At 70.8% G+C, this 23,080-nt stretch carries 20 protein-coding genes; 10 read left to right on the top strand and 10 right to left on the bottom strand.

The window, feature by feature from the left end:
* Window positions 1-15: 15 nt before the first annotated feature.
* From ACFXJ8_RS06070 to ACFXJ8_RS06040, 7 genes are all read left to right on the top strand, one after another.
* Window positions 16-1,641 carry a serine/threonine-protein kinase gene (locus ACFXJ8_RS06070; RefSeq protein WP_379642709.1) on the top strand — a complete coding sequence of 542 codons (1,626 nt, stop codon included), beginning with the start codon at window positions 16-18 and terminating at the stop codon, window positions 1,639-1,641.
* Between the two features lie 106 nt (window positions 1,642-1,747).
* A complete protein-coding gene (locus ACFXJ8_RS06065) occupies window positions 1,748-3,139 on the top strand; it encodes a class II fumarate hydratase (RefSeq protein ID WP_379642708.1) in 1,392 nt (463 codons plus the stop codon).
* Between the two features lie 434 nt (window positions 3,140-3,573).
* Window positions 3,574-3,969 (top strand): hypothetical protein, encoded by a 396-nt coding sequence (locus tag ACFXJ8_RS06060; protein WP_379642707.1) that lies wholly within the window; start codon window positions 3,574-3,576, stop codon window positions 3,967-3,969.
* 66 nt (window positions 3,970-4,035) lie between these two features.
* Entirely contained in the window at window positions 4,036-4,788 is a 753-nt protein-coding gene (locus tag ACFXJ8_RS06055) for a 3-hydroxybutyrate dehydrogenase (RefSeq protein ID WP_379642706.1), read from the top strand.
* On the top strand, window positions 4,773-6,602 hold the full coding sequence (locus ACFXJ8_RS06050) for a helix-turn-helix domain-containing protein (protein ID WP_379642705.1): 1,830 nt from the start codon (window positions 4,773-4,775) through the stop codon (window positions 6,600-6,602). Before ACFXJ8_RS06055 ends, ACFXJ8_RS06050 begins: the two co-directional genes overlap by 16 nt.
* A 106-nt stretch (window positions 6,603-6,708) precedes the next feature.
* Window positions 6,709-7,986, top strand: coding sequence for an MFS transporter (locus ACFXJ8_RS06045; protein ID WP_379642704.1), 1,278 nt, complete (start codon window positions 6,709-6,711; stop codon window positions 7,984-7,986).
* A complete protein-coding gene (locus tag ACFXJ8_RS06040; protein WP_379642703.1) occupies window positions 7,983-8,981 on the top strand; it encodes an alpha/beta fold hydrolase in 999 nt (332 codons plus the stop codon). Before ACFXJ8_RS06045 ends, ACFXJ8_RS06040 begins: the two co-directional genes overlap by 4 nt.
* Here the strand turns inward: ACFXJ8_RS06040 and ACFXJ8_RS06035 are convergent.
* A complete protein-coding gene (locus tag ACFXJ8_RS06035) occupies window positions 8,966-10,936 on the bottom strand; it encodes a glycosyltransferase family 2 protein (RefSeq protein WP_379642702.1) in 1,971 nt (656 codons plus the stop codon). The genes ACFXJ8_RS06040 and ACFXJ8_RS06035 overlap by 16 nt on opposite strands.
* Before the next feature lie 72 nt (window positions 10,937-11,008).
* Window positions 11,009-11,722: a lytic transglycosylase domain-containing protein gene (locus tag ACFXJ8_RS06030; protein WP_379642701.1), complete on the bottom strand. Its 714-nt coding sequence runs from the start codon at window positions 11,720-11,722 to the stop codon at window positions 11,009-11,011.
* Between the two features lie 256 nt (window positions 11,723-11,978).
* Here ACFXJ8_RS06030 and ACFXJ8_RS06025 point away from each other — a divergent pair, with 256 nt between their 5' ends.
* The 3 genes from ACFXJ8_RS06025 to ACFXJ8_RS06015 are packed head-to-tail and all read left to right on the top strand — an operon-like array spanning window position 11,979 to window position 14,601.
* Entirely contained in the window at window positions 11,979-12,653 is a 675-nt protein-coding gene (locus ACFXJ8_RS06025; RefSeq protein WP_379642700.1) for a response regulator, read from the top strand.
* Entirely contained in the window at window positions 12,650-14,071 is a 1,422-nt protein-coding gene (locus ACFXJ8_RS06020) for an ATP-binding protein (RefSeq protein ID WP_379642699.1), read from the top strand. Before ACFXJ8_RS06025 ends, ACFXJ8_RS06020 begins: the two co-directional genes overlap by 4 nt.
* Window positions 14,068-14,601: a hypothetical protein gene (locus tag ACFXJ8_RS06015; protein WP_379642698.1), complete on the top strand. Its 534-nt coding sequence runs from the start codon at window positions 14,068-14,070 to the stop codon at window positions 14,599-14,601. Before ACFXJ8_RS06020 ends, ACFXJ8_RS06015 begins: the two co-directional genes overlap by 4 nt.
* A gap of 6 nt (window positions 14,602-14,607) precedes the next feature.
* Here ACFXJ8_RS06015 and ACFXJ8_RS06010 read toward each other — a convergent pair whose 3' ends face one another.
* The 8 genes from ACFXJ8_RS06010 to ACFXJ8_RS05975 form a co-directional block, all read right to left on the bottom strand.
* Window positions 14,608-15,918, bottom strand: a complete 1,311-nt coding sequence (locus ACFXJ8_RS06010; protein ID WP_379642697.1) for a PhoH family protein — start codon at window positions 15,916-15,918, stop codon at window positions 14,608-14,610.
* Window positions 15,919-16,128: 210 nt separating this feature from the next.
* Entirely contained in the window at window positions 16,129-16,896 is a 768-nt protein-coding gene (locus tag ACFXJ8_RS06005; protein WP_379642696.1) for an isoprenyl transferase, read from the bottom strand.
* A 62-nt stretch (window positions 16,897-16,958) separates the two neighbouring features.
* Complete coding sequence (locus ACFXJ8_RS06000; protein WP_379642695.1) at window positions 16,959-17,516, bottom strand: hypothetical protein; 558 nt, start codon at window positions 17,514-17,516, stop codon at window positions 16,959-16,961.
* 19 nt (window positions 17,517-17,535) lie between these two features.
* The gene (locus ACFXJ8_RS05995) at window positions 17,536-18,369 is read right to left on the bottom strand and encodes an amidohydrolase family protein (protein ID WP_379642694.1); all 834 of its coding nucleotides are present in this window, start codon (window positions 18,367-18,369) and stop codon (window positions 17,536-17,538) included.
* A 47-nt stretch (window positions 18,370-18,416) separates the two neighbouring features.
* Window positions 18,417-18,821, bottom strand: coding sequence for a hypothetical protein (locus ACFXJ8_RS05990; protein WP_379642693.1), 405 nt, complete (start codon window positions 18,819-18,821; stop codon window positions 18,417-18,419).
* A 170-nt stretch (window positions 18,822-18,991) separates the two neighbouring features.
* Complete coding sequence (locus ACFXJ8_RS05985) at window positions 18,992-19,960, bottom strand: DUF692 family multinuclear iron-containing protein (protein WP_379642692.1); 969 nt, start codon at window positions 19,958-19,960, stop codon at window positions 18,992-18,994.
* A 3-nt stretch (window positions 19,961-19,963) separates the two neighbouring features.
* Entirely contained in the window at window positions 19,964-20,944 is a 981-nt protein-coding gene (locus tag ACFXJ8_RS05980) for a TIGR04222 domain-containing membrane protein (protein WP_379642691.1), read from the bottom strand.
* Window positions 20,945-21,119: 175 nt separating this feature from the next.
* Entirely contained in the window at window positions 21,120-22,931 is a 1,812-nt protein-coding gene (locus tag ACFXJ8_RS05975; protein ID WP_379642690.1) for a phosphoenolpyruvate carboxykinase (GTP), read from the bottom strand.
* Window positions 22,932-23,080: the final 149 nt, after the last annotated feature.

Here is a 23,080-nt window from a genome sequence, read left to right as displayed (position 1 = left end):
AGATATCTTCTTCTCATGCCGGAACAGCAGACGCGCCTGCTCGCGGAACGCTATGAGCTGATCACTCCGATCGGCAGAGGGACGATGGGAACCGTGTGGCGGGCCCACGACCGTGCCCTCGGCCGCGAGGTGGCGATCAAGGAGATCCGCCAGGATCCTGGGCTCACCGAGGAGCAGCGTGCCGAACTGCGCGAGCGCATGGTCCGCGAGGGCCGTACCGCCGCGCGGATCAGTCACCCGTCCGTGGCCTCGATTCACGACGTGCTCATCCAGGACAACAGTCCGTGGATCATCATGGAGCTCGTCGAGGCCCGCTCCATGGAGCAGGTCATCGAGGAGGAGGGGCCGCTGCCACCCCGGCTGGTCGCCGAGATCGGCGTCGACCTGCTGGGCGCGCTGCGCGCCGCCCACGCGCAGGGCGTCACGCACCGCGACGTCAAGCCGGGCAACGTGCTCATCACCGAGAACGGCAGGGTCGTTCTCACCGACTTCGGCATCGCCAAGGCCGAGGGCGACACCCGCCTGACCAAGACCGGCATGGTGATCGGCTCCCCCGGCTACACGGCTCCCGAGCGGGCTCGCGGCGAGTACACGGGCGCGGAGTCCGACATCTGGTCGCTCGGCGCGACCCTCTACTTCGCGGTGGAGGGCAGGCCCGCCTACGAGCGCGCGACGGTGGCCGAGACGCTGGCCGCGCTGATGACGGAGAGCGCCGACCCGCCCACCCAGGCGGGAGCGCTGCGCCCGGTGCTCGAAGGGATGCTGAACAAGGACCACCGCCTGCGGCTGACCGCGGCCAAGGCGGAGACCCTGCTGCGGATGGTGGCCGACACGCCGACCACCGACATCCCGAAGGTGATGGAGGCATTCGACCCAGACAGGACCATGGCCGTGCAGCGACCCAAGCCCGTACCTCAGCCCGAGCCCCAGCCCGCCGGGCCGGTGGACGAGGGCGCCATCGTCACCTCACGGCTGACCCTCCCCAACACCCGCGCCGACAAGCCGGTCTATCCGCCGCCCGGCGCCGCGCCCGCCACCCAGGGCCAGCGTCCGTACGGCGAGGCGGGCGGCCCTGGAGCGTTCTCAGGACCCGCAGGCCAGCAGGGGCCTGGCGCGTTCTCAGGACCGGCAGGCCAGGACGGCAGGGGGGCGTTCGCGGGCCCGGGAGCGGGCCCGGCGGGTCCAGCGGCCGGTCCGGTAGTCGGGCAGCCCGGGCCCGGTGGTCAGGCCGGTCCTGGCGGGCATCCCGGCGTCCAGCCTGGCCCCGGTGGGCAGGTCGGCCCGGGTGGTCCAGGGGTCGGTCCGGGCGTCCGAGTCGGTCCAGGGGGTCCCGGTGGGCAGCCTGGTCCCGGTGGGCCTGGGTTCGCCGGATACGCGGGCCCGCCGCCCGCCGCCCAGCGCAACGGCATGCACCCTGGACAGGGCGGCCCCGCCGTACCGGCTGCGCCGGTCGGGTACGGGAGCGACCATCCCGACCGCCAGCCCGGGCTGGGCACCGACCTGTTCGCGATCGCGGGAGGCGGCGCGCCGGGACAGGAGGGCGAGCAGGAAGGCAACAGGGCGGGCGTCCTCATCCTCATCGGCGTCGCCATCGTCGCGCTCGCCGTGATCGCGATCCTCGTCATCGCCGCCATCTCCTGACCGGGAACGCCATCTCCACACCCAGGCACGCCGTCCCCGACCCAGGGACGCTGTCTCCTGACCCCCGGCACGCCGCGCTCGATCCGGATCGCACAGACTTGGATCCATGAGTGAATTCCGGATCGAGCACGACTCCATGGGTGAGGTCCGCGTCCCGGTGGACGCCCGCTGGCGCGCCCAGACCCAGCGAGCCGTGGAGAACTTTCCCATTTCGGGACGCCGCCTGGAGCCCTCTCACATCGCCGCCCTCGGCCTGATCAAGGCGGTGGCCGCCGAGGTGAACGCCGAGCTGGGAGTCCTCGACAAGAACGTGGCCGAGGCCGTCGCCCAGGCCGCCGCCGACGTCGCGGAGAACGAGTACGACGCGCACTTCCCCATCGACGTGTTCCAGACCGGCTCGGGCACCTCCTCGAACATGAACGCCAACGAGGTCGTCGCCACGCTGGCGCAGGAGCGGCTCGGCCGTCCCGTGCACCCGAACGACCACGTCAACGCCTCGCAGTCGTCCAACGACGTGTTCCCCACCTCGATCCGGGTCGCCGCCGCCACCGAGGTCGTCTTCCACCTGGTCCCCTCGTTGCAGCACCTGGCGATCGCGCTGCGTGCGAAGTCGACGGAGTTCGCCGAGGCGGTGAAGTCCGGCAGGACCCACCTCATGGACGCCACTCCCGTGACGCTCGGCCAGGAGTTCGCCGGGTACGCCTCCCAGGTCGAGCACGGCGTCAACCGCGTCAAGTCCGCCCTCGTCCACGTGGTCGAGCTCCCGCTCGGCGGTACGGCCGTCGGCACCGGCATCAACACCCCGCCCGGCTTCGCGGCGAAGGCGATCGAGAAGCTCAGCGAAGCGACCGGCATCAAGTTCGTCGAGGCCGAGGACCACTTCGAGGCCCAGAGCAGCCAGGACGCGATCGTCGAGCTGTCCGGCCAGCTGAAGGTCGTCGCCGTCTCCCTGAACAAGATCGCCAACGACCTGCGGTGGATGGGCTCTGGCCCGCGCGCCGGGCTCGGCGAGATCAACCTGCCCGACCTCCAGCCGGGCTCCTCGATCATGCCGGGCAAGGTCAACCCGGTGATCCCCGAGGCCACGGCCATGGTCGCCGCCCAGGTCATCGGCAACGACGCGGCCATCACCTTCGCGGGCGCCTCGGGCAACTTCGAGCTGAACGTCATGCTCCCCGTCATCGCCAGGAACATCCTGGAGTCGATCGGCCTGCTCGCCAACGTCTCCCGCCTGCTGGCCGACCGCTGCGTCTCCGGGATCACCGCCAACACCGAGCGGCTGCGCGAGTACGCCGAGTCCTCGCCGTCGATCGTCACGCCGCTGAACCGGCACGTCGGCTACGAGGAGGCCGCCAAGATCGCGAAGCAGGCGCTGGCCGAGCGCAAGACCATCCGCGAGGTGGTCATCGAGCGCGGCCACGTCGCCAACGGCACCATCTCGGAGGCTGAGCTCGACGCGGTCCTGGACGTGCTGTCGATGACCAGGCCCGCCCCCTGAGCGCGGCCCACCCGAAGGACGGGGCTGGCGTCCTTTGGGGGGCAGCGGGGGCGGCGGGCAACGGTATTCGCGGCATATCCCAACGTTCTCCCCTGCCTGCGATAACGATTCGCCAACGCCGCCATCCGATCGCCCCATCACGTCGTCAGAGGATGTCGTCGACCCTCTGGCGAAAGGCAGGCCACCCCCGTGCAACAACCGGATTTCGTTTCGCGCACGGGTGTCGGCGGCGTCGGCGGCCGGGGTATCGATGCCGGTGTGGCCGTCCCGCGCCCGCGGGGAGCCGAGGGAGGCGGTGTGGGCATCCCAGGACTGCACCACAGATCGGCGCAGCGCGGTCCGCCGTCGCTCCACGAGGTTGTGAGCACCCGTTAATCCCCCGAAGGAGCGAGAGGAGGCGTGGCGCCACCGACGGCGTCACCGACCAGATGAAGATGCTGTTTCTTCGCCTCGTGCAGGCCATGCGCGCGGCCAGGGCCAAGGACCTGACCAGGCACCTGTCCGCCACCCCGCTCGAGCACATCTACGCCCGTTTCGGACGCGACATCCTCGCCCAGGCCGCCCAGGACCGCACGCTGTCCGACGCCATCGCCAGGGAGGTCGCCGAGATCGACAGGTCGCTGGAGGAGGAGGGCGTGGACCCCACGCCGGTCGAGCTGCGTTCCTTCCTCATGGGCTACGGCCAGGGCGTCATCGACTCGGCCGTGATCAGGCCCGACCTGGTCGCCCAGGACACCAGCTGCGGCAGTGTCTACCCGAGCTCGGTGGTGAAGCTGGGCGCGCTGAGCCAGAAGGCGTTCGCGGGCGGGCTCATCAGAATGACCACATAGTGATCGACAGAGGTATGTGGGCGGGCTCCATGTGTCTCGGGAAGGGAAGGGTCTAGGGTCCGAGGCATGACCGACGAGCTGACCGGGCGAACCGCCCTGGTGACGGGGGCGGGCAGCGGGATCGGCAGGGCCTGCGCCGTCAGGCTGGCCGCCGCGGGCGCCAGGGTGCTGGCCGTGGACCTGTCGGCCGAGTCCGCCGAGCGGGTGGCGAAGGACACGGGCGGCGTCGCGGTCGTCGCCGACCTGTCCGACCCCGGCTTCCTCGACGCGCTGCCCGACGAGCCCGTCGACATCCTGGTGAACAACGCGGGCTTCCAGCACGTCGCGCCGATCGAGGAGTTCCCGCCCGAGACCTTCGCCAAGATCGTCAAGGTCATGCTGGAGGCGCCGTTCCTGCTGGCCAGGCGGGTGCTGCCGAGCATGTACGCCACGGGCTGGGGCAGGATCGTCAACATCTCCTCCGTCCACGGCCTGCGGGCCTCGCCGTACAAGGCGGCGTACGTGGCGGCCAAGCACGGGCTCGAAGGGTTGTCGAAGGTGATCGCACTCGAAGGGGCGGGTAAGGGTGTGACGTCGACCTGCGTCAACCCCGGCTACGTGCGCACCGAGCTGGTGGAGCGGCAGATCGCCGCGCAGGCCGCCTCGCACGGCATCCCCGAGTCGGAGGTCGTGGAGCAGATCATGCTCGCCCCATCCGCGATCAAGCGCCTGATCGAGCCCGAGGAGGTCGCCGAGCTGGTGGCCTACCTGTGCGGGCCGGCGGCCTCGTTCATCACCGGCGTCTCCCTTCCCGTGGACGGTGGATGGACGGCTCGCTAGCGTTCCTCGACCTGCTGGCGCGCGAGGCGTCGGCGGTGGAGTTCGAGGGGCCGATACTCAAGGCCAGGGCCGAGGGCGCGAGCGCGCGGACGATCGAGGAGCTCGAAGAGGCCAAGCTGGCCGCGCTCAAGGTCCGCGCGCTGCTCAGGCGCAGGGCCCGGCGTGAGGCGGAGCTGAGCGCGCTCTACGACACCGCGGGCGACCTGGCGGGGCTGCGCGACCTCGACGCGGTGCTCGAGGCGATCGTGCACAGGGCCAGGCAGCTGCTCGGCACCGACACCGCCTACATGACGCTGCACGACCCGGAGCGCGGCGACACCTACATGCGGGTCACCGACGGCTCGATCTCGGCCGCCTTCCGCGCGCTCAGGCTGGCGATGGGCGCGGGGCTCGGCGGTCTGGTGGCGCAGACGGCCACGCCGTACTCCACCGCCGACTACTTCGCCGACGCGCGCTTCCGCCACACCACCGACATCGACGAGGCGGTCAAGGAGGAGGGTCTGGTCGCCATCCTCGGCGTGCCGCTGCGGCTTGGCCAGCGGGTGATCGGCGTGCTGATGGCGGCCAACCGCAGCGCGCGGCCGTTCGCGCAGGAGGAGGTGTCGCTGCTGGCGAGCCTGGCGGCGCACGCCGCGGTCGCGATCGACAACGCCAGGTTGCTGCAGGAGACGCGCAACGCCCTGGAGGAGCTGTCCAACGCGCACCGGATCGCCAGGGAGCACAGCGACGCCGTGGAGCGCGCCGCGCTGGCCCACGACAGGATGACCTCGCTCGTGCTGCGCGGCGGCGGGATCGAGGACGTGGCCGCCGTGGTGACGGAGGTGCTCGGCGGGACGCTCGCCGTACTCGACGAGACGGGAAGGCCGCTGGTCGGCGAGGTGGAGCAGGGCGTCCTCGACGCGGCGGTGCCGGGCAGGACCCTCCGCAGGGGCGACCTCATGATCACCGCGAGCGCGCCGCTGTGCACGCTGGTGCTGAAGAGCGATCCGCACAGACGTGACGCCGCCGACGAGCGCATCCTGGAGCGGGCGGCGCTGGTCTGCGCGCTGCTGCTGCTGTTCCGCAGGAGCGTGGCGGAGGCCGAGGGCAGGGTGCGCGGCGAGTTGCTCGACGACCTCATCTCCCGGGCGGCCGAGGATCCGCAGGGCCTGACCGACCGTGCCCGCAGGCTCGGCGTCGACCTGACAGCTCCGCACGTGGTCGTGGTGGCCAGGCACGAGGGGCAGCGCGAGCGGGCCGCCTTCTGGGCCTCCTCGCAGGCCACGCTCTCCGGCGGCCTGGCCGCCGCCCGCGGCCAGGAGGTGGTGCTGCTGCTGCCCGGCGCCGACCCCGGCGTCGCGGCCCAGCGGGTGGCCGCCGAGCTCACCATCTCGCTCGGCTCGGCCGCCACGGCGGGAGCGACGGGCCCGATCATCGATCCCACGCACGTGCCGCGCGCCCACAGGGAGGCGCTACGCTGCGCGGAGTCGCTGCTGGCCCTGGGCCGTACGGGCGATGGCGCGAGCGCGGCCGAGCTGGGCTTCGTCGGGCTGCTGATCGGCGAGGGCCGCGACGTGGGCGCGTTCGTCTCCGGTTCGCTCGGCCCCGTCATCGACTACGACGAGCGCAGGGGCACCGCGCTGCTCAAGACGCTCGCCGCCTACTTCGGCTCGGGCGGCTCGCCCTCGCGTACGGCCGAGGCCATGCACATCCACGTCAACACCGTCACCCAGCGGCTCGACCGCGTCGCGCAGCTCCTCGGCGAGGGCTGGCAGGACCCCGAGCGCGCTCTGGAGATCCAACTGGCGCTCCGGCTGCACCGGCTCAGCGGCTGACCCACATATCACCCTCCCAGAGTGTGGGGTGCGCGCCCATATGAGTGACGCCGGTCACTCCTTACCGTGGGCGAAACCCCCCACTCCCTCAGACAGGCGAAAGCTCATGAGCATCAAAAAGATCGTGGCCGCGAGCCTGATCGGTACCACCATCGAGTGGTACGACTTCTTCCTGTACGGCTCGGCAGCGGCACTCGTGTTCAACAAGCTGTTCTTCCCCGAGGCCGACCCGCTGACCGGCACCCTGCTGGCCTTCCTCACCTACGCCGTCGGCTTCATCGCCCGCCCGCTCGGCGGCCTGATCTTCGGCCACTTCGGCGACCGGCTCGGCCGCAAGACGCTGCTGGTCATCAGCCTGCTCATGATGGGCATCGCGACCTTCCTCATCGGCCTGCTGCCCACCCACGCCTCGATCGGCGCGGCGGCGCCGCTGCTGCTGACCGCGCTGCGCCTGGTGCAGGGCTTCGCGCTCGGCGGCGAGTGGGGCGGCGCGGTCCTCATCGTCTCCGAGCACGGCGACGCCGGCAGGCGCGGATTCTGGGCCTCGTGGCCGCAGGCCGGCGCTCCCGGCGGCAACCTGCTCGCCACGGGCGTGCTCGCGCTGCTGGCCGCCTTCCAGTCCGACGAGGCGTTCCTGGCGTGGGGCTGGCGGGTGCCGTTCCTGCTGTCGGGCGTGCTGGTGCTGGTCGGGCTGTGGATCCGGCTGTCCATCAGCGAGTCGCCGGTCTTCCAGCAGGCCCCTCCCCTGGAGGACAAGACGCCGCTGGCGGCCGTGCTCAAGCACCACCGGCGTGACGTGCTGATCGCCATCGGCGCCCGCATGGCGGAGAACATCTCCTTCTACCTGATCACCGTCTTCGTCATCACCTACGGCACGACCGTCGTGAAGCTCGACAAGCCGACCATCCTGAGCGCCGTGCTCATCGCCTCGGCGATCCACTTCATCACGATCCCGATGTGGGGCGCGCTGTCGGACCGTGTGGGCCGCCGCCCGATCTACCTGACGGGCGCCGCCGGCATCGGCGTGTGGATCTTCGCGTTCTTCCCGCTCATCAACACCGGCGGGTTCGTGCTCATCACCCTGGCCGTGACCGTGGGCCTGCTCTTCCACGGCATGATGTACGGCCCGCAGGCCGCCTTCTTCTCCGAGCTGTTCGGCACCAGGATGCGCTACACGGGCGTGTCGATCGGCGCGCAGCTGTCGGCCATCGTGGCGGGCGCGCTGGCCCCGATCATCGCGGTCGCGCTCCTGCAGAGGTTCGGCACCTGGGTCCCGATCGCCGTCTACCTGGCCGTCGCGGCGCTGCTCACGCTCGTCGCGGTCTACGCCGCCCGTGAGACGCAGGGCAGCGACCTGGCGGAGGGGAAGAAGGTCAAGGCGTGAAGGTCGTCACCGCGAGGCTCACTCACAACGTCCTGAGCGGGCCTCGCGAGGAGGGCGAGCCGGTGCTGTTCGTCCACGGCAACGTCTCGTCGGCGGCGTTCTGGCGCGACATCCTGGGCGCGCTGCCGCAGCCGTACCGGGCGCTCGCGGTGGACCTGCGCGGCTTCGGCGACAGCGACCCGGCCCCGGTGGACGCCACCCGCGGCCTGCGCGACTTCTCCGACGACCTGGTCGAGCTGATCGAGGCCATGGAGCTCGGGCGGGTCCACCTGGTCGGGTGGAGCATGGGCGGCGGTGTGATCATGCAGCTGCTGCGCGACCGTCCCGCCCTGGTCCGCTCGCTCACCCTCGTCAACCCCGTCTCCCCGTACGGCTACAGCGGCACGGAGGGCGCCGACGGCGTGCTCACCCACGCCGACGGCACCGGATCGGGCGCCGGCGCCGCCAACCCCGACTTCCTGGCCCGCCTCGCCAAGGGCGACCTGTCGGACGAGGCGGCCACCTCGCCCCGCAGCGTCTTCCGCTCCGCCTACGTCGCCAGGCCCGTCCCCGACGAGGACTTCTACGTGGCCGCGATGCTGACCACCAGGGTCGGCGAGGACAACTACCCCGGCGACGCCGCCACGTCAGAGGCGTGGCCCGGCGTGCGGCCTGGCACCCGCGGCGTCCTCAACGCCCTGGCGCCCACGCACTTCCGCATCGACGACCTGCACACGATCGACCCCAAGCCGCCGATCCTGTGGATCAGGGGCGCCGACGACGTCATCGTCTCCGACGCCTCGCTGTTCGACCTGGCCCACCTCGGCGGGCTCGGGGTCGTGCCCGGCTCGCCAGGCACTCCGGCACAGCCCATGGTCGCCCAGACCAGGGCGGTGCTGGAGCGCTACGGCGACTACCGCGAGGTCGTGCTCGACGAGTGCGGCCACAGCCCTCATCTCGAACACCCGGAGGAGTTCCGCAGGCTGCTCGTGGAGCACCTTCAGTCGCGCAGGTAGCGGTGCTTGCCCGCCCGTGCCAGCCGTACGAGCAACCGTGCGCCTGGCACGCGACGGGCCAGCCTGCGCACGGCCGTGTCGTGGCCCATCGGGTCGCGTTCGGGGTCGACCGCCGTCACCGGCACGACCTCGACCCGGCCGCGTCGGAGCTGCAGTGAGAAGCGCAGGCCCGTCTCCTGCTCGTCGGTGCGCAGCGACGTCAGCCACGAGCCAGGGCCGAGCTGGTCCTTGCCGGGCAGCAGCCGGGCGACGGGCACCTTGGCGATCAGCTGCCCCGCTGTCTTGCCCGGCAGTCCCGGCTCGACCAGCGCGGGCGCGCTGACCTCCCGCTGGCGGGTCGAGTGGCGCAGCACGAGCTCGATGGCGGGCCCGCCGCTCGGCGGCACCCACGGCACCGGCACCACCACGTAGATGTGGCGCTGCTGCCTGGTGACGGTCGTCCCGCGCGAGACGAGCGAGATCGAGTCGCAGAACGACCTGGGCTCGATGCACAGGCTGAGCCCGCCCTCGTCGTTCCAGCACGGCACGACCAGGCGCCGCCTCGGGCGCTCGGCCAGCACGCCCAGGCAGGTGAACGGCGCGTCGGAGTGCCTGACCCTGGTGGCGGCGCGGTGCGCTCCGCCGTACATCCTGACGTGGACGGACCACAGGCCCGACGGCAGCGCCTCGCCGAGCGCGGCGGTGGTGACGTCGACCCGTGCCTGCCCGTGCACCTGGACCCTCGCTCTGCCGCGCTCGCGGACGCGCACGGTCTCGCAGGTCACGGGGACGAAGTAGACGTCGCCCGTCTCCTCGTGCCTGACGTAGACCTCGATGCGGGCCTTGTCGACGGCGTCGGTGACGTCCGTGACCGCGTCGGGCAGCAGCGTCTGGTCGACGGAGCCGGGGGGACGCCAGTACAGCCGGTCCTCCTCCTCGCGGAACCTGGCGGGCTCGCCCGCCGAGGTGTGGATCTCCACGGCGAGGTCGAGCTCCAGCACCTCCCCCGACCAGCGCACGTCGCTCACCTCGGCCCTCAGCTCGGCGCGCCGTGACTCGTTGGCGAAGCTGATGATCTGGTCGAGGCGGCCCGCGCGCATCATGGAGGCGACGGCGCGCAGGTGGACGGGCAGGTAGCGGTCCAGGCGCTCGGGGAAGCGTTCGAGCACCAGCTCCCTGAAGATCGTGAAGATGAGGCCCCTGTCGACCGACGACCCGGCGAAGGCGGGGGTCAGGAACGGGCGCAGCACCATCGAGCGGTACCAGAACGCGTAGATCCGGTCGCGCTGACGGCCTTCCTCGGTGCCCCGGTCGACGACGTCGAGCAGCGCGCGCAGCTCGGTGACCACGACCGCGGCCTCGTCCGTGCGCTCCTGCTGCTCGCCCAGGTGGCAGCACACCTCGTCGGCCACCACTGTGATGATCTTGGCCTTAAGGTAGGCGCGCAGCGAGAACGCCTGCTCGGCCACCTTCCCCCCGGACACGGCGAAGCCGAGCCGTTCCTCCTCCAGGAAGGCCCGCCGGTAGAGCTTGTGCGGCGTGAGCAGCGTGAGCAGCCGGTCGCGCAGGATGTCGGCGCGCTCGCTGTTGGCCTCGAAGGCGGCCATGGGCGGCCCCGTGTCGCGCACGAGCCTGCCGACCAGCACGTCGGCCTCCGTCTCCACGGCCCGCTGGTGCATCAGGGCCAGCGCCCCCCGCTCCAGCCGGTCGCCCTGGTCGAGCAGGTAGACGTAGTCGCCCCTGGCGCTGGCGATGCCCACGTTGCGCCCGCGCAGCGACGAGCCCGTGTACGGCAGGTGCAGCACCCGCACGTTGCGCCTGACGGACGCGACGGTGTCGAGCCGCTCGGCGGTCCCGTCCGTGGAACCGTCGTCCACGAAGATCACTTCGTACTCGTCGGGCGGCAGCGTCTGTTCCAGGACAGAACGGATGCACGCGTCGGCGGTGTCGCCGGGATTGTGAACATTCACGATCACGCTGACCTTCACACGGCCAGCGTGGGCCGTCGGATCAGCGTGAGCGAGCGGACTTGCCCATCACTGAGGGTGTCAGTACCAGCCCGTTGCCATGGAATGACCCCAGGCACCACAAGGCGTGCCGTATCGGCCCTTGATATAGCCCAGACCCCACTTGATCTGGGTTTCCGCATTGGTCTGCCAGTCGGCGCCCGCGCTGGCCATCTTGCTGCCGGGCAGCGACTGCGGGATGCCGTAGGCGCCCGAGTAGCGGTTCATGGCCCGCTCGTTCCAGCCGCTCTCCTTGTGCCAGAGCTTCTCCAGGCAGCCCCACTGGTCGTCGCCGAAGCCGAAGCCTGCCAGCATGCCCTTGGCCACGGCCTTGTTGGTGCCGGGCGAGGGGTTGCTGCCCGGCGGGAAGTTGGCCGCGGGGATGCCGTCGCCGCCGGGCCCCTGGGCGACGACCTTGATCGGGTTGAGCTTGGGCTTGCCCTTGCGGCCGGCGGAGAGCTGGTCCTTGCGCATCGCGTCGACGGCGGCGGACTTCAGCACGTCGGCGCTGGGGTCCTGGGCGAAGGGGTCGCCGCCGAGCAGGCCGTTCATCTCCGCGAGGGTGAGCTCACGCGGGGGCGGGGCCGTGGCGTTCTGGTAGGCGGCGTAGGCGACGAAGCCGCCGCCGCCGAAGACGACCACGAGGGTCAGCCCGACGATCAGAACCCGCTTGGGTGTCAGCCTGGAGGAACGCGCCGGGCGGCGCCGGCCTCGGGGCACCTCGGGGGTGGGCTCGTTCTGCGGACCTGGGTTCACGACCTATGAGCTTGCCCTGACCTGGGGGGTGGTCCGCAACCCGAACGTGGCTTTTCGTTGGGATTACCTTGACCAACCAGGGCTTTTCGGATCATGTGATATTCGTCACACCCCGAGAGCGGTCCGCCCCTCGCACCCCCGCGCCGAGGGGAGGACCCTCCCCAGGCTGCCTGGCGTTCTTTGTAGTCTTGTGCCTGAGATGTCACAGTTTCATGACATAGAATGCATTTCCCCAGGTAGGAAGAATAATGTGCGCGTGGCCGGAATCCTCCTCGTCGAAGACGACCCCTCCGTTCGGACCGCGCTCGAGCTGGCTCTGACCCGCCAAGGTCATTCCGTCACCGCCTACGCGACCGGCGAGGAGGCGCTCGACCACGTCAGGTCGCGCCGGCCCGAGATCGCCATCCTCGACGTCATGCTTCCCGGCATCGACGGCGTCGAGGTCTGCAGGCGCATCCGCAGGCTGGACCAGCTGCCCGTCATCCTGCTCACGGCCAGGGGCGACGACCTCGACGTGGTCGTCGGCCTGGAGGCGGGCGCCGACGACTACGTGGTCAAGCCGGTCGAGCCGCGGGTGCTCGACGCCCGCATCAGGGCGATCCTGCGCAGGGCCGAGTCGGCCACCTCCGACCGCATCACCTTCGGCGACCTGGTCATCGACAGGGGCGCGCTCAAGGTGAGCCTGGCCGGCAAGGAGATCCACCTCACCCCCACCGAGCTGCGGCTGCTGCTGGAGCTGGTCCGCCACCCCGGTCAGGTGCTCAACCGCCGCTACCTGCTGCGCGTGGTCTGGGACCACACCCACGTGGCCGACTCCCGCCTGGTCGACGCCTGCGTCCAGCGGGTGCGCGCCAAGATCGAGCCCAGGCCCGCCGAGCCGACGTTCATCCACACGGTGCGCGGTTTCGGCTACCGGTTCAGCCCACCGTGATCGCGTTTCTCACCGGCCTGCGCGGCCGGCTCGTCATCACCTTCACCGTGGTCGCCGTGGCGGCCTCCGCCCTGGTCGCCGGCATCGGATTCGAGCTGGCCAAGGGCGCGCTGATCGACCGGATCACCAGGGACGCGGTCGACAACCTCACCAAGGACCTGCGGCGCATCGACTTCGCCGTCGGCGACCTGCGCCCCGGCGAGGTACCGCCGAGCGGCGAGGAACTGGACAACCTCGCCAACTCCCTGGCAGGCCCCGACCGCCACACGCTCCTGGAGTACCAGGGCCTCTACTACCGGGACGAGGCGGGCGCGTTCGGCCCCGACGACGTCTCGGGAGAGCTGCGCGGCCAGGCGCTGCGCAAGCTGGTCAGCCAGCGCCGGATCATCGACGGCGAGCTGCGGCTCGTGCTGGGCACGCAGGTCTACCGGGCGGGCACCGACGACATCCCCAGGCCGACGGGCCTGCTGGTCTACGAGTTCGTGTCGCTGGGCGAGGAGGAGCGGACCCTGGCCAACCTCAGGGTGGCCTTCGCCCAGGCCGGCGCCATCACCCTGCTCATCGCGCTCGCGGTGGCCCTCCTGTCGGCCAGGCACGTGCTCCTCCCCGTGGGCAGGCTCAGCGCCGCCGCCCAGGCGCTCGGCCGCGGCAAGCTGGACACGCGGCTGCCCGTGCGGGGCAAGGACGAGCTGTCCGAGCTCACCGCCCACTTCAACGACGCCGCCGCGGCGCTGGAGCTGAGCGTCTCCGAGCTGCGCGCGCTGGAGGCGATGTCGCGCAGGTTCGTCGCCGACGTCTCCCACGAACTGCGCACCCCGCTCACCGCGATGACGGCCGTGGCCGACATGCTCTCCGAGGAGGCCGACCGGCTGCCCGACCAGCCCGCCAGCGCGGTCAGGCTCGTGCTGTCGGAGGTGGAGCGGCTCAGGGAGCTGGTGGAGCACCTCATCGAGGTCAGCAGGTTCGACGCGGGCACGGCCACGCTGGCGCTGGAGTCCGTCGACGTCGCCGACGCCATCGGCGACAGCCTGGAGGTGCGCGGCTGGAGCGAGGACGTCAGGGTGCAGGCCCCGACGGGCGTCGTCGTCAACCTCGACCCCCGCAGGTTCGACGTCATCGTGGCCAACCTGGTCGGCAACGCGCTCAAGCACGGCGGGCCGCCCGTCCTGGTCACCGCCCGCAGCACGCCCAACGGGCTGGAGGTGAAGGTGCGAGACCACGGCGAAGGCATTCCACCCGAGGCCCTGCCGCACGTCTTCGACCGCTTCTTCAAGGCGGGCACCGGCCGCGTCCGCAGCCAGGGCAGCGGCCTGGGCCTGTCCATCGCGCGCGCCAACGCCCAGCTGCACGGCGGCACGATCTCGGTGCGCTCGCAGAAGCCCGGCACCCTCTTCACGGTCTGGCTGCCCCACGCATGAGACGACTGCCGTTCCTCCTGGCCGCCCTGCTGCTGCTCACCGGCTGCGGCATCACGCCCAGCCCGGTCACCGCGATCACGGCGGCCCCCGTGATCAGCACGGAGCCGATCTGGGCCCAGATCTACCTGATCAAGAAGGGCCGACTGACGTTGCAGCAGGTCAGGGTCGCCAGCAAGACCACCGAGGACCTGATGCGCACGCTCATGGACCTCGCCAACCATCCCGTGGAGTCCGGCCAGGACACCGACCTGTACGGCATGCGCTACCAGGACGTCGACTCCGAGCCCCTGGGCCAGCGGACCCAGCGCATGGACCCGGACAACAAGAGCCTCGTCCTCTACGTCACCCTGCGGGGCGAAAGGGAGCTGAGCCGGGTGGCGCTCGCCCAGATCGTGTGCACCGCGCGGATGCGGCCGGAGATCGCCAAGGTGCAGGTCAACATCACCAGGAGCGTCTCGCCGTCGTCGACGTCGGGAAGGCGCACCTGCAAGGAGTTCCACGACCTGGCTCCCGCGGGCGCGCCTTCCTGAGCCGCGCTACATCGTGATGTCCTCCAGCATCTCCGTCACCAGCGCGGCGATCGGAGAGCGCTCGGACCTGGTCAGCGTGACGTGCGCGAACAGCGGATGGCCCTTGAGCTTCTCCACCACCGCCACGACGCCGTCGTGCCTGCCGACCCTGAGGTTGTCACGCTGGGCGATGTCGTGGGTGAGCACGACGCGGGAGTTGGCGCCGATCCTGCTCAGCACGGTCAGCAGCACCCCGCGCTCCAGCGACTGCGCCTCGTCCACGATCACGAAGGCGTCGTGGAGCGAACGGCCGCGGATGTGGGTGAGCGGCAGGACCTCCAGCATGCCCCTGTCGAGAACCTCCTCGATCACCTCGGGCGTCGTCACCGCGCCCAGCGTGTCGTAGACGGCCTGCGCCCACGGGCCCATCTTCTCGCCCTCGGAGCCGGGCAGGTAGCCGAGCTCCTGGCCGCCCACCGCGTAGAGCGGGCGGAACACCACGACCTTGCGGTGCTGGCGGCGCTCCAGAACGGCCTCCAGGCCCGCGCAGAGCGCCAGAGCCGACTTGCCGGTGCCCGCCCTGCCACCCAGGGACACGATGCCCACCTCGGGGTCCATGAGGAGGTCGAGGGCGATGCGCTGCTCGGCCGAGCGGCCGTGCAGGCCGAACGCCTCCCTGTCGCCGCGGACCAGCCGTACGGACTTGTCGGGCAGCACCCTGCCGAGCGCCGAGCCCCTGCTGGACAGCAGCCGCAGGCCGGTGTGGGCGGGCAGCTCGCGCGCCTCCTCCAGGTCGGCAGTGCCGTGCTCGAAGAGCGTGCCGACGTCGTCGGTGGTGACCTGGATCTCCGCCATGCCGGTCCAGCCGGACTCGGCGACCAGCTCGGCGCGGTACTCCTCCGCCGACAGGCCGATCGAACCTGCCTTGACCCGCAGCGGCAGGTCCTTGGACACCAGAACGACGTCCTTGCCCTCGGCCGCCAGCGTGCGCGCCACGGTGAGGATGCGGGTGTCGTTGTCGCCCAGCCTGAAGCCGACCGGCAGGATCGACGGGTCGCTGTGGTTCAGCTCGACCCTGATCGTGCCCTCACCCGTCGGCATCGGCTCGTCGAGCCTGCCGTGCCGTACCCGCAGCTCGTCGAGGTAGCGCAGTGCCTTCCGCGCGAAGTAGCCCAGCTCGGGATGGTGCCTCTTGGCCTCCAACTCCGTGATCACGACGATCGGGAGGACGATCTCGTGCTCGGCGAAGCGGGTCATCGCCGCCGGGTCGGCGAGCAGGACCGAGGTGTCCAGCACGTAGGTGCGCTTGGTGGGGTAGTTGCTCGAGGACACTGCCACACGTTCTCCCCCGGGCGCCCGTTGGATTGGGCACCCTGCAGACGAGGCGGGAATTCGGACCGGACCCGCACCCGCGTGGGGCGCCGGGGACCGGCCCCCCTCGGCAGGTCTGTGCGCAAAGGCGGGCCCTCTCCGGAGTGACCGGCCTGTGGCCGACCACTTCCAACGTTAGGTCCTGAATACCCGCCACGCGCTGTTCGTGAACGTGGCTCAGGACCCGTAGCGTCGGTGCCTCGCGGCGTAGTCGCGCAGCGCCCGTAGGAAGTCGACCTTGCGGAAGTCAGGCCAGTAGGCCTCGCAGAAGTAGAACTCCGAGTGGGCGCTCTGCCAGAGCATGAAGCCCGACAGTCGCTGCTCGCCCGACGTCCTGATGAGGAGGTCGGGATCGGGCTGGCCGCGAGTGTAGAGATGCTCCGCGATGTGCTCCACATCGAGAACCTCGACCAGGTCCTCGATGCTCGCCCCCTTGCTTGCTTGCTCCTGGAGGAGTGAGCGCACCGCATCGGCAATCTCACGTCTTCCTCCATACCCAACCGCAACGTTCACAATCAGCCCTGGACGGTGCGATGTAACTTCTTTCGCGTTTTTCAGGACATTGGCGGTCCGGTCGGGCAGCAGATCGAGCGCGCCGACCGGGCTGATACGCCAGCCCTCGTCCACGAGCTCCTGCGTGACGTCCTCGATGATCTTCAGGAGCGGTTCGAGCTCCTCCTTGGGGCGGTTGAGGTTGTCGCTGGACAGCATCCAGACGGTGACGACCTCCACGCCCGCCTCACGACACCAGGTGAGCAGCTCGGAGATCTTGTCGGCGCCCTTCCTGTGCCCCTTGCTGACGTCGCGCATGCCCATCGCGCGCGCCCAACGGCGGTTGCCGTCGATGATGACCCCGACATGGCGGGGGAAGTTGTCGCTGTCGGCTGACAGCTTGGCCTCCAACCGGCGCTCGTACAGCCGGTAGACCAGATCGCGCAGGCCCACGGAGTCCCTCCCCAGCGGTGCTGTGCCCTTTGTGGTCGACTCACGACCTAACCAGGCAATTATCACCGCCTTTCGAGACTGCTGGCCCCCTCCATCGGATTCCTCGCCAGTTCCCGAGGTTCCAAGGCGCCCTCCGCCTCGGCGACCAGTGATCCCACGAACACCGCGAGTTCGCCCGAGGTCAGCACCGCCCGCAGCCCGACCCCCGGCGGACCCCAGGCCTCCACGAAGGCACGCCGCGTCAGGCGCCACTCGCCGGCGCCGCCGCGCCCCGGCACCCAGGCTGCGAGGGTGCGCAGCCGGCAGCGCAGTTCACCGCCGCCCACCGCATGCGAGTGGGAGCGGTACCTGAAGGCGAACAGCTCGCCGTCCGGCTCGTTCCCGGGGAACCTGTCGTCCGGATCGGGCCACGCTCGGGCCTGCCCGCACTCCGCGCGGGCGTCACACACCCCGCGCGCCAGGCGCGCCAGGAACCAGCCGCACCGCTCCCCCACCATCCCGTACGGCGCGCCGTCGCGATGCAGCGCCAGGGTGATCTCGTACGGCACGCCGAGGCTGTCCGTGCACGCGACCGGAGTGACGCTCAGGTATGAGCCGTCGACGCAGCGTAGTCCACCCATGCACACCAGCTTTTCCGCACTAAATCCCGCTTAATCCATAGAAACGGGCTGCAGTGCCGCCAAGCACCTTCGCCTGGTCGATCCCCCCAAGAAGCGCTCGGTACACCGTGAAAACCGTCTGGTAGTCGGCCGCGAGCAGGGCCACCGGCCAGTCGCTGCCGAACATCAGCCGGTCAGGGCCGAACACCTCCACCGCGTGCTCGACGTAGGGCCGCAGGTCCTCCACCGTCCAGTTGACGTGGTCGGCCTCGGTGACCAGGCCCGACACCTTCGCGTACACGTTGGGGCAGCCAGCGGCGGCGCGCAGCAGCGAGGCCCACGGTTCGAGCTCGTGGGCGGCGATCCTGGGCTTGGACAGGTGATCGATGACGATCTTGAGTGTGGGATGGCGCCCGGCGATCGTGACCACGTGCTCCAGGTGCCGGGGCAGCAGCGAGACCACGTCGAACGGCACGCCCGCCCCGGCCAGCAGGCCCAGCCCTTCGAGCACGGCGTCCCGGACCAGCCAGTCGGGGTCGGGCTCGGTGTGGATGAGGTGCCGGACGCCGACAAACTTCGGATGTCTTCCGTAGCGGTCGAGCGCCTCGGCGGCCTCGTCGGGACGGTCGAGCGGGACCCAGCCGACGACGCCCCCGATGAAGTCGTGCGCGTCGGCGTGGGCGAGCATGGCGTCGGTCTCCCAGAAGGAGTCGTCGGCCTGCACCACGACCGTGTGGTCGACGCCTGCGGCGGCCAGCTCGGGGGCGAGATCCTCGGGGGCGAAGGCGCGGTAGAGGACCGGGAGGTCGGGGGTGGGCCAGGAGTACGACCCGGTCTCCAGGTTCCAGAAGTGCTGGTGCGCGTCGACTATCACGCGGCAAACATAGGATGTCTGGCCGAGCAGAGCAAGGGCTGTCGTGCTCACGGGCCCGGACTGGTCAGCGAACGACGGATGGAGAAGGGCCAGCGCCTGCGGGGGCCCGGAGCGAGGTCCGGGTTGCGGGGGTTCGGCGCGGGAGGCGGGTCGTGGAGGATTCCTCGGGTGCGCAGCCAGTCGGCGAAGTCGTCCGCGTCGGCGCGGTACCCGGGTGGGGGTTCGGTGCGGGCGGCGGCGTAGGCGGCGAACTCGGCTGCCAGGTCGGGGCCCGCCGCGGTCGCCGCGTCGGGGCGCAGCCTGGCCACGATGCCGCGTCGCTTGGCCACCAGGCTGCGCGCCTGGACCGCCAGCCGTACCGCGTCGAAACCGGCGGGTGGGGTGGCCCCCGCGACCAGGGCCGCGACCACGCCCGCCTGCGCGGCCCCCATTCGCTCCCGGACCTCGTCCACCGTCACTCCTGCGCCTCTCCTCGCGACCGCCGTCTCCGCCCGCGGCCTTGCCCCAGCGGTCCCGATCCCGCTCGCCGCCGACTCTCCAGCGGTGGCCGCCCCTCTCACCGCCGACGCCCCACCCGTTGCAGACTCACTCACCGCCGACGCCCCACCAGACGTCGACCCGCTCACCACGGTCCCTCACCGAGGGTCGCCTCTCTCGCCGCCGACGCCGCCGACGCCGCGCGCCCGGTCGGCGTCTCGCTCGTCGCCGGTGTCCCCGGTTCACGGAGTGGCCGGGTGTGGGGGCCCGCGTTTTCCGTCGTGCCCGCCTGGGAGCTCGTCAGGCGGCGGGCGCCGGCGGCGATGGCGGTGCGGACGCGGTCGAGTTCGGTCGCCAGGGCGGCGTCGCTCGGGTAGTGGTCGTCCCACTCCAGCAGGACGCCGGGCGGCGTCACCCGCGCGCACAGCTCCTCCAGGACGTCCAGCACCTGTTCGGGCACTGTGTGGGCGTGGGTGTCGTGCCAGATGCCGTCGTGCAGGTGTCCGCCGGCCACGTGCACGTAGGCGAGCGAGGCCAGCGGCAGCACGTCCAGCGCCTCCACTGCCGACAGGTCCAGGTTGACCTGGTTGGTGTAGAGGTTCGCGACGTCGACGAGGAGCTGGACTCCGGTGCGTTCGACCAGTTCGCCCAGGAACTCCGCCTCGGTCAGCTCATCCTCGGGCCAGCCGAAGATGGCCGCCACGTTCTCCAGCGCCAGCGGAACGGGCAGCGCGTCCTGGGCGCGCATGATGTTGTCGGCGACGACCGCGAGCGTCTCGCGGGTACGCGGGACGGGCAGCAGGTGGCCCGCCTCCATCCCGCCCGCTCGCACGAACGCCAGGTGCTCACTGACCAGCGGCGCGTCGAGGGCCTTCGCGCAGGCCGCCAGGTGGGCCAGGCGCACGGGGTCGGGAGGGGTGGCGTCGCCGAGGCCGAGGCCGACCCCGTGCGGGACGACGGGGATGCCCCGCTCCCGCAGCACCCGCAGCGACTCGGGGAGCGCGGCGGGCCTGATGTTCTCCGCGACGACCTCCACGAAGTCGACGTCGGGAAGGCGTTCCACGGTCAGGTCGATCTCGGGCCGCCAGCCGATGCCCACCCCGAGCGGGTTCATCGGTCACCCACCGCCGCAGCCGCCGCCGCACCCGCCGCCGCAGCCCGACCCGCCGCCGCTGGAGCCGCTGCTGGAGCCGCCGCACGAGGACGAGCCGAAGTCGCCACCGCCGTAACCGCTGTCGGAGCCCGAGCCGCCGCCACACGCGCCCGAGGCGCAGCCGCCCGACGAGGAGGAGGACGCCTTGGTGTTGACCTCGTCCTCGAGCTCCTGCCTGAGGGAGGAGTCGTCGAGTTCGCTCAGGCCGTACAGGGCGACGGGCATGCCGACGGCGAACGCCAGGTCGGGGGCGTGGGAGCGACCGGCGCCCCGTACGTGCAGCCCCTGTGCCCTGGACAGCTCGGTACGGCCCGCGGCGCTCAGCGTGTCGGTGAGGGCGCGACGCGTCCGCAGGACGACGATGCGCCCGCCGACCCAGAGGCCGGCGCAGATCAGCAGCGTCCCCACCGGGACGAACCCGGCGGGCACCGTACCAAAGGTGATCATCGCCAGCGTGAAGACGCCGAGGACGGCCGCCAGCCCCGACCAGCCCGACAGGCGGGTCACGTAGGTGCGGACCGGCGTGAGCGAGCCATCGGGCACGATGAGGCCGACCGCCATGAGGTGGTGCCGCAGGTCGTCGATGACCGGCCCGTTGCCGACGTCGTGGCGCAGCACGCTCACGGACGCCCCGCCCGGCCTGGCGGCGACGGCGGCCAGCACCGCCCGCTCGACGGGATCGTCCGCGGTCGCGCCCGCCACGTGGTGCACCGATCCGCCGCGGGAGAGCCGCAGGCTGCCCGCCCTGGCCATGAGGGCGATGGCGGTGTTGACGACCCGCCGGGGGCCGCCCGCGAGGTAGGCGAGCTCGTAGTGGCCGAGTTCGCCGCGGCCGGTGGTGACCGCGACCTCGCGGACCCTCGCGTGTTCCCTCCTGAGTGAGGACGCGGTGCCGGTGACCGCGACGACCAGGAGCAAGGCGAGGATGAGCAGAACGAACTCCATGCACTGCCTCCCTGAAGAAGGAGAAATGCCCCGTCTCCTATGAGACGTGCGGTGTCCCTTCAAAAGTTTCCCCCAACCGGGGCAAGCTCAGGAAGACCGCATCAGGCCGGTGCATGGCAGGCGGAAGGACTGTTCTCCGCCATGCCGGGCCGTACCGCCCGGCATGGCGTCGGCATCACAGGCGGTCGAGCAGGGCCTCGTACTCGGCCCACAGCTCCTTCGGCAGGTGGTCGCCGAACTTCTCGAAGTGCGCGGGGATCAGCGCCGCCTCTTCCCGCCACACCTCACGGTCGACGGTGAGCAGCGTGCGCAGGTCCTCCTCTGGCAGGTCGAGGCCCTCGGTGTCGAGCTCCTTGGGCAGCAGGCCGATCGGCGTCGGTACGGCCTCGGCCTCGCCGTTCAGCCGCTCGACGATCCACTTGAGCACGCGGCTGTTCTCGCCGAACCCCGGCCAGATGAAGCGCCCTGAGTCGTCCTTCCTGAACCAGTTCACGTAGTAGATGCGCGGCGGCTTGGCACCCTGGCGGCGGCCGATCGACAGCCAGTGGCCGAAGTAGTCGCCCATGTTGTAGCCGCAGAACGGCAGCATCGCGAACGGGTCGTAGCGCAGCTCGCCGACCTTGCCCTCGGCGGCGGCGGTCTTCTCGGAGGCGACGTTGGCTCCGAGGAAGACGCCGTGCTGCCAGCTCAGCGACTCGGTGACCAGCGGCACCGCGGTGGCGCGGCGGCCGCCGAACAGGATCGCCGAGATGGGCACGCCCTTGGGGTCCTGCCACTCCGGCGCGATGGTGGGCGCCTGGGAGGCGGGGGTGGTGAAGCGGGCGTTCGGGTGCGCGGCGGGCTCGTCGGACTCGGGCGTCCAGGAGCGGCCCTTCCAGTCGGTGAGGTGCGCGGGCGGCTGGTCGGTCAGGCCCTCCCACCACACGTCGCCGTCGTCGGTGAGCGCGACGTTGGTGAAGATGCTGTTGCCCCACAGCGTCTTCACGGCGTTGGCGTTGGTGGTCTCGCCGGTGCCGGGCGCGACGCCGAAGAATCCGGCCTCAGGGTTGATGGCATACAGTCTGCCGTCTTCGCCATAACGCATCCAGGCGATGTCGTCGCCGATCGTCTCGACCTTCCAGCCTGGAATGGTCGGCTGGAGCATGGCGAGGTTCGTCTTGCCGCAGGCGCTCGGGAACGCGGCGGCCACGTAGCGGGTCTCACCGGTGGGCGGCGTCAGCTTGAGGATGAGCATGTGCTCGGCCAGCCAGCCCTCGTCACGCGCCATCACGCTGGCGATGCGCAGCGCGTAGCACTTCTTGCCGAGCAGCGCGTTGCCGCCGTAGCCGGAGCCGTACGACCAGATCTCGCGGGTCTCGGGGAAGTGGCTGATGTACTTGGTCGAGCTGCACGGCCACGGCACGTCCTGCTGGCCCTCGGCCAGGGGCGCGCCGACGGAGTGGACCGCCTTCACGAACTCGTCGCGCTCCTCGATCAGGCGCAGCGCCTCGGCACCCATTCTCGTCATGATCCGCATGGAGACGGCGACGTACGGCGAGTCGGTGATCTCGACGCCGAGCTGCGAGATGTCACCACCCAGCGGGCCCATGCAGAACGGCACGACGTACATCGTGCGGCCGCGCATGCAGCCCTTGAACAGCTCGCCGAAGGTCTTGCGCATCTCGGCGGGCGCGATCCAGTTGTTCGTCGGGCCCGCGTCCTCCTCGCGCTCGGAGCAGATGTAGGTCCGGTCCTCCACCCGGGCGACGTCGCTCGGGTCGGACTTGGCGTAGAAGCTGTTGGGCCGCTTGGCGAGCCGGGTGAAGGTTCCCTGGTCCACGAGCAGGTTCGTCAGGCGCGTCCATTCGGCCTCGGACCCGTCGCACCATTCGATCCTGGCGGGCTGGGTCAGGGCGGCGATCTCGTTCACCCAGTCGGCCAATTTCTGGTTGGTCGTCGGGGTGGGTACTTCCACGGAAAGGGACACGGCGGTGGCTCCTCCACTCATTTCTGGGCCACGTCATCATTATCGACTAATGCCGACAAAGGCGAATTGGAGTAGACCTTTGCGCAGGCAGTGGCCGTGGTGGAGGGGGAACCTACCCATCGAGAAGCGATTTAAAGAAAGGGAAGTGGTCCAGACCAAGAGAAAAGGTC

The sequence above is a fragment of the Nonomuraea sp. NPDC059194 genome (assembly GCF_042754765.1).
Lineage (GTDB): Bacteria > Actinomycetota > Actinomycetes > Streptosporangiales > Streptosporangiaceae > Nonomuraea.
This window is presented reverse-complemented; position numbering and strand designations above follow the sequence as displayed.

What these genes read in the sequence shown, in the direction of transcription:
- ACFXJ8_RS06070 (WP_379642709.1), top strand. Translation starts at nt 16, where the DNA reads ATGCCGGAACAGCAGACGCGCCTGCTCGCGGAACGCTATGAGCTGATC.
- ACFXJ8_RS06065 (WP_379642708.1), top strand. Translation starts at nt 1,748, where the DNA reads ATGAGTGAATTCCGGATCGAGCACGACTCCATGGGTGAGGTCCGCGTC.
- ACFXJ8_RS06060 (WP_379642707.1), top strand. Translation starts at nt 3,574, where the DNA reads ATGCTGTTTCTTCGCCTCGTGCAGGCCATGCGCGCGGCCAGGGCCAAG.
- ACFXJ8_RS06055 (WP_379642706.1), top strand. Translation starts at nt 4,036, where the DNA reads ATGACCGACGAGCTGACCGGGCGAACCGCCCTGGTGACGGGGGCGGGC.
- ACFXJ8_RS06050 (WP_379642705.1), top strand. Translation starts at nt 4,773, where the DNA reads ATGGACGGCTCGCTAGCGTTCCTCGACCTGCTGGCGCGCGAGGCGTCG.
- ACFXJ8_RS06045 (WP_379642704.1), top strand. Translation starts at nt 6,709, where the DNA reads ATGAGCATCAAAAAGATCGTGGCCGCGAGCCTGATCGGTACCACCATC.
- ACFXJ8_RS06015 (WP_379642698.1), top strand. Translation starts at nt 14,068, where the DNA reads ATGAGACGACTGCCGTTCCTCCTGGCCGCCCTGCTGCTGCTCACCGGC.
- ACFXJ8_RS06000 (WP_379642695.1), bottom strand. Translation starts at nt 17,516, where the DNA reads ATGGGTGGACTACGCTGCGTCGACGGCTCATACCTGAGCGTCACTCCG.
- ACFXJ8_RS05985 (WP_379642692.1), bottom strand. Translation starts at nt 19,960, where the DNA reads ATGAACCCGCTCGGGGTGGGCATCGGCTGGCGGCCCGAGATCGACCTG.
- ACFXJ8_RS05980 (WP_379642691.1), bottom strand. Translation starts at nt 20,944, where the DNA reads ATGGAGTTCGTTCTGCTCATCCTCGCCTTGCTCCTGGTCGTCGCGGTC.
- ACFXJ8_RS05975 (WP_379642690.1), bottom strand. Translation starts at nt 22,931, where the DNA reads ATGAGTGGAGGAGCCACCGCCGTGTCCCTTTCCGTGGAAGTACCCACC.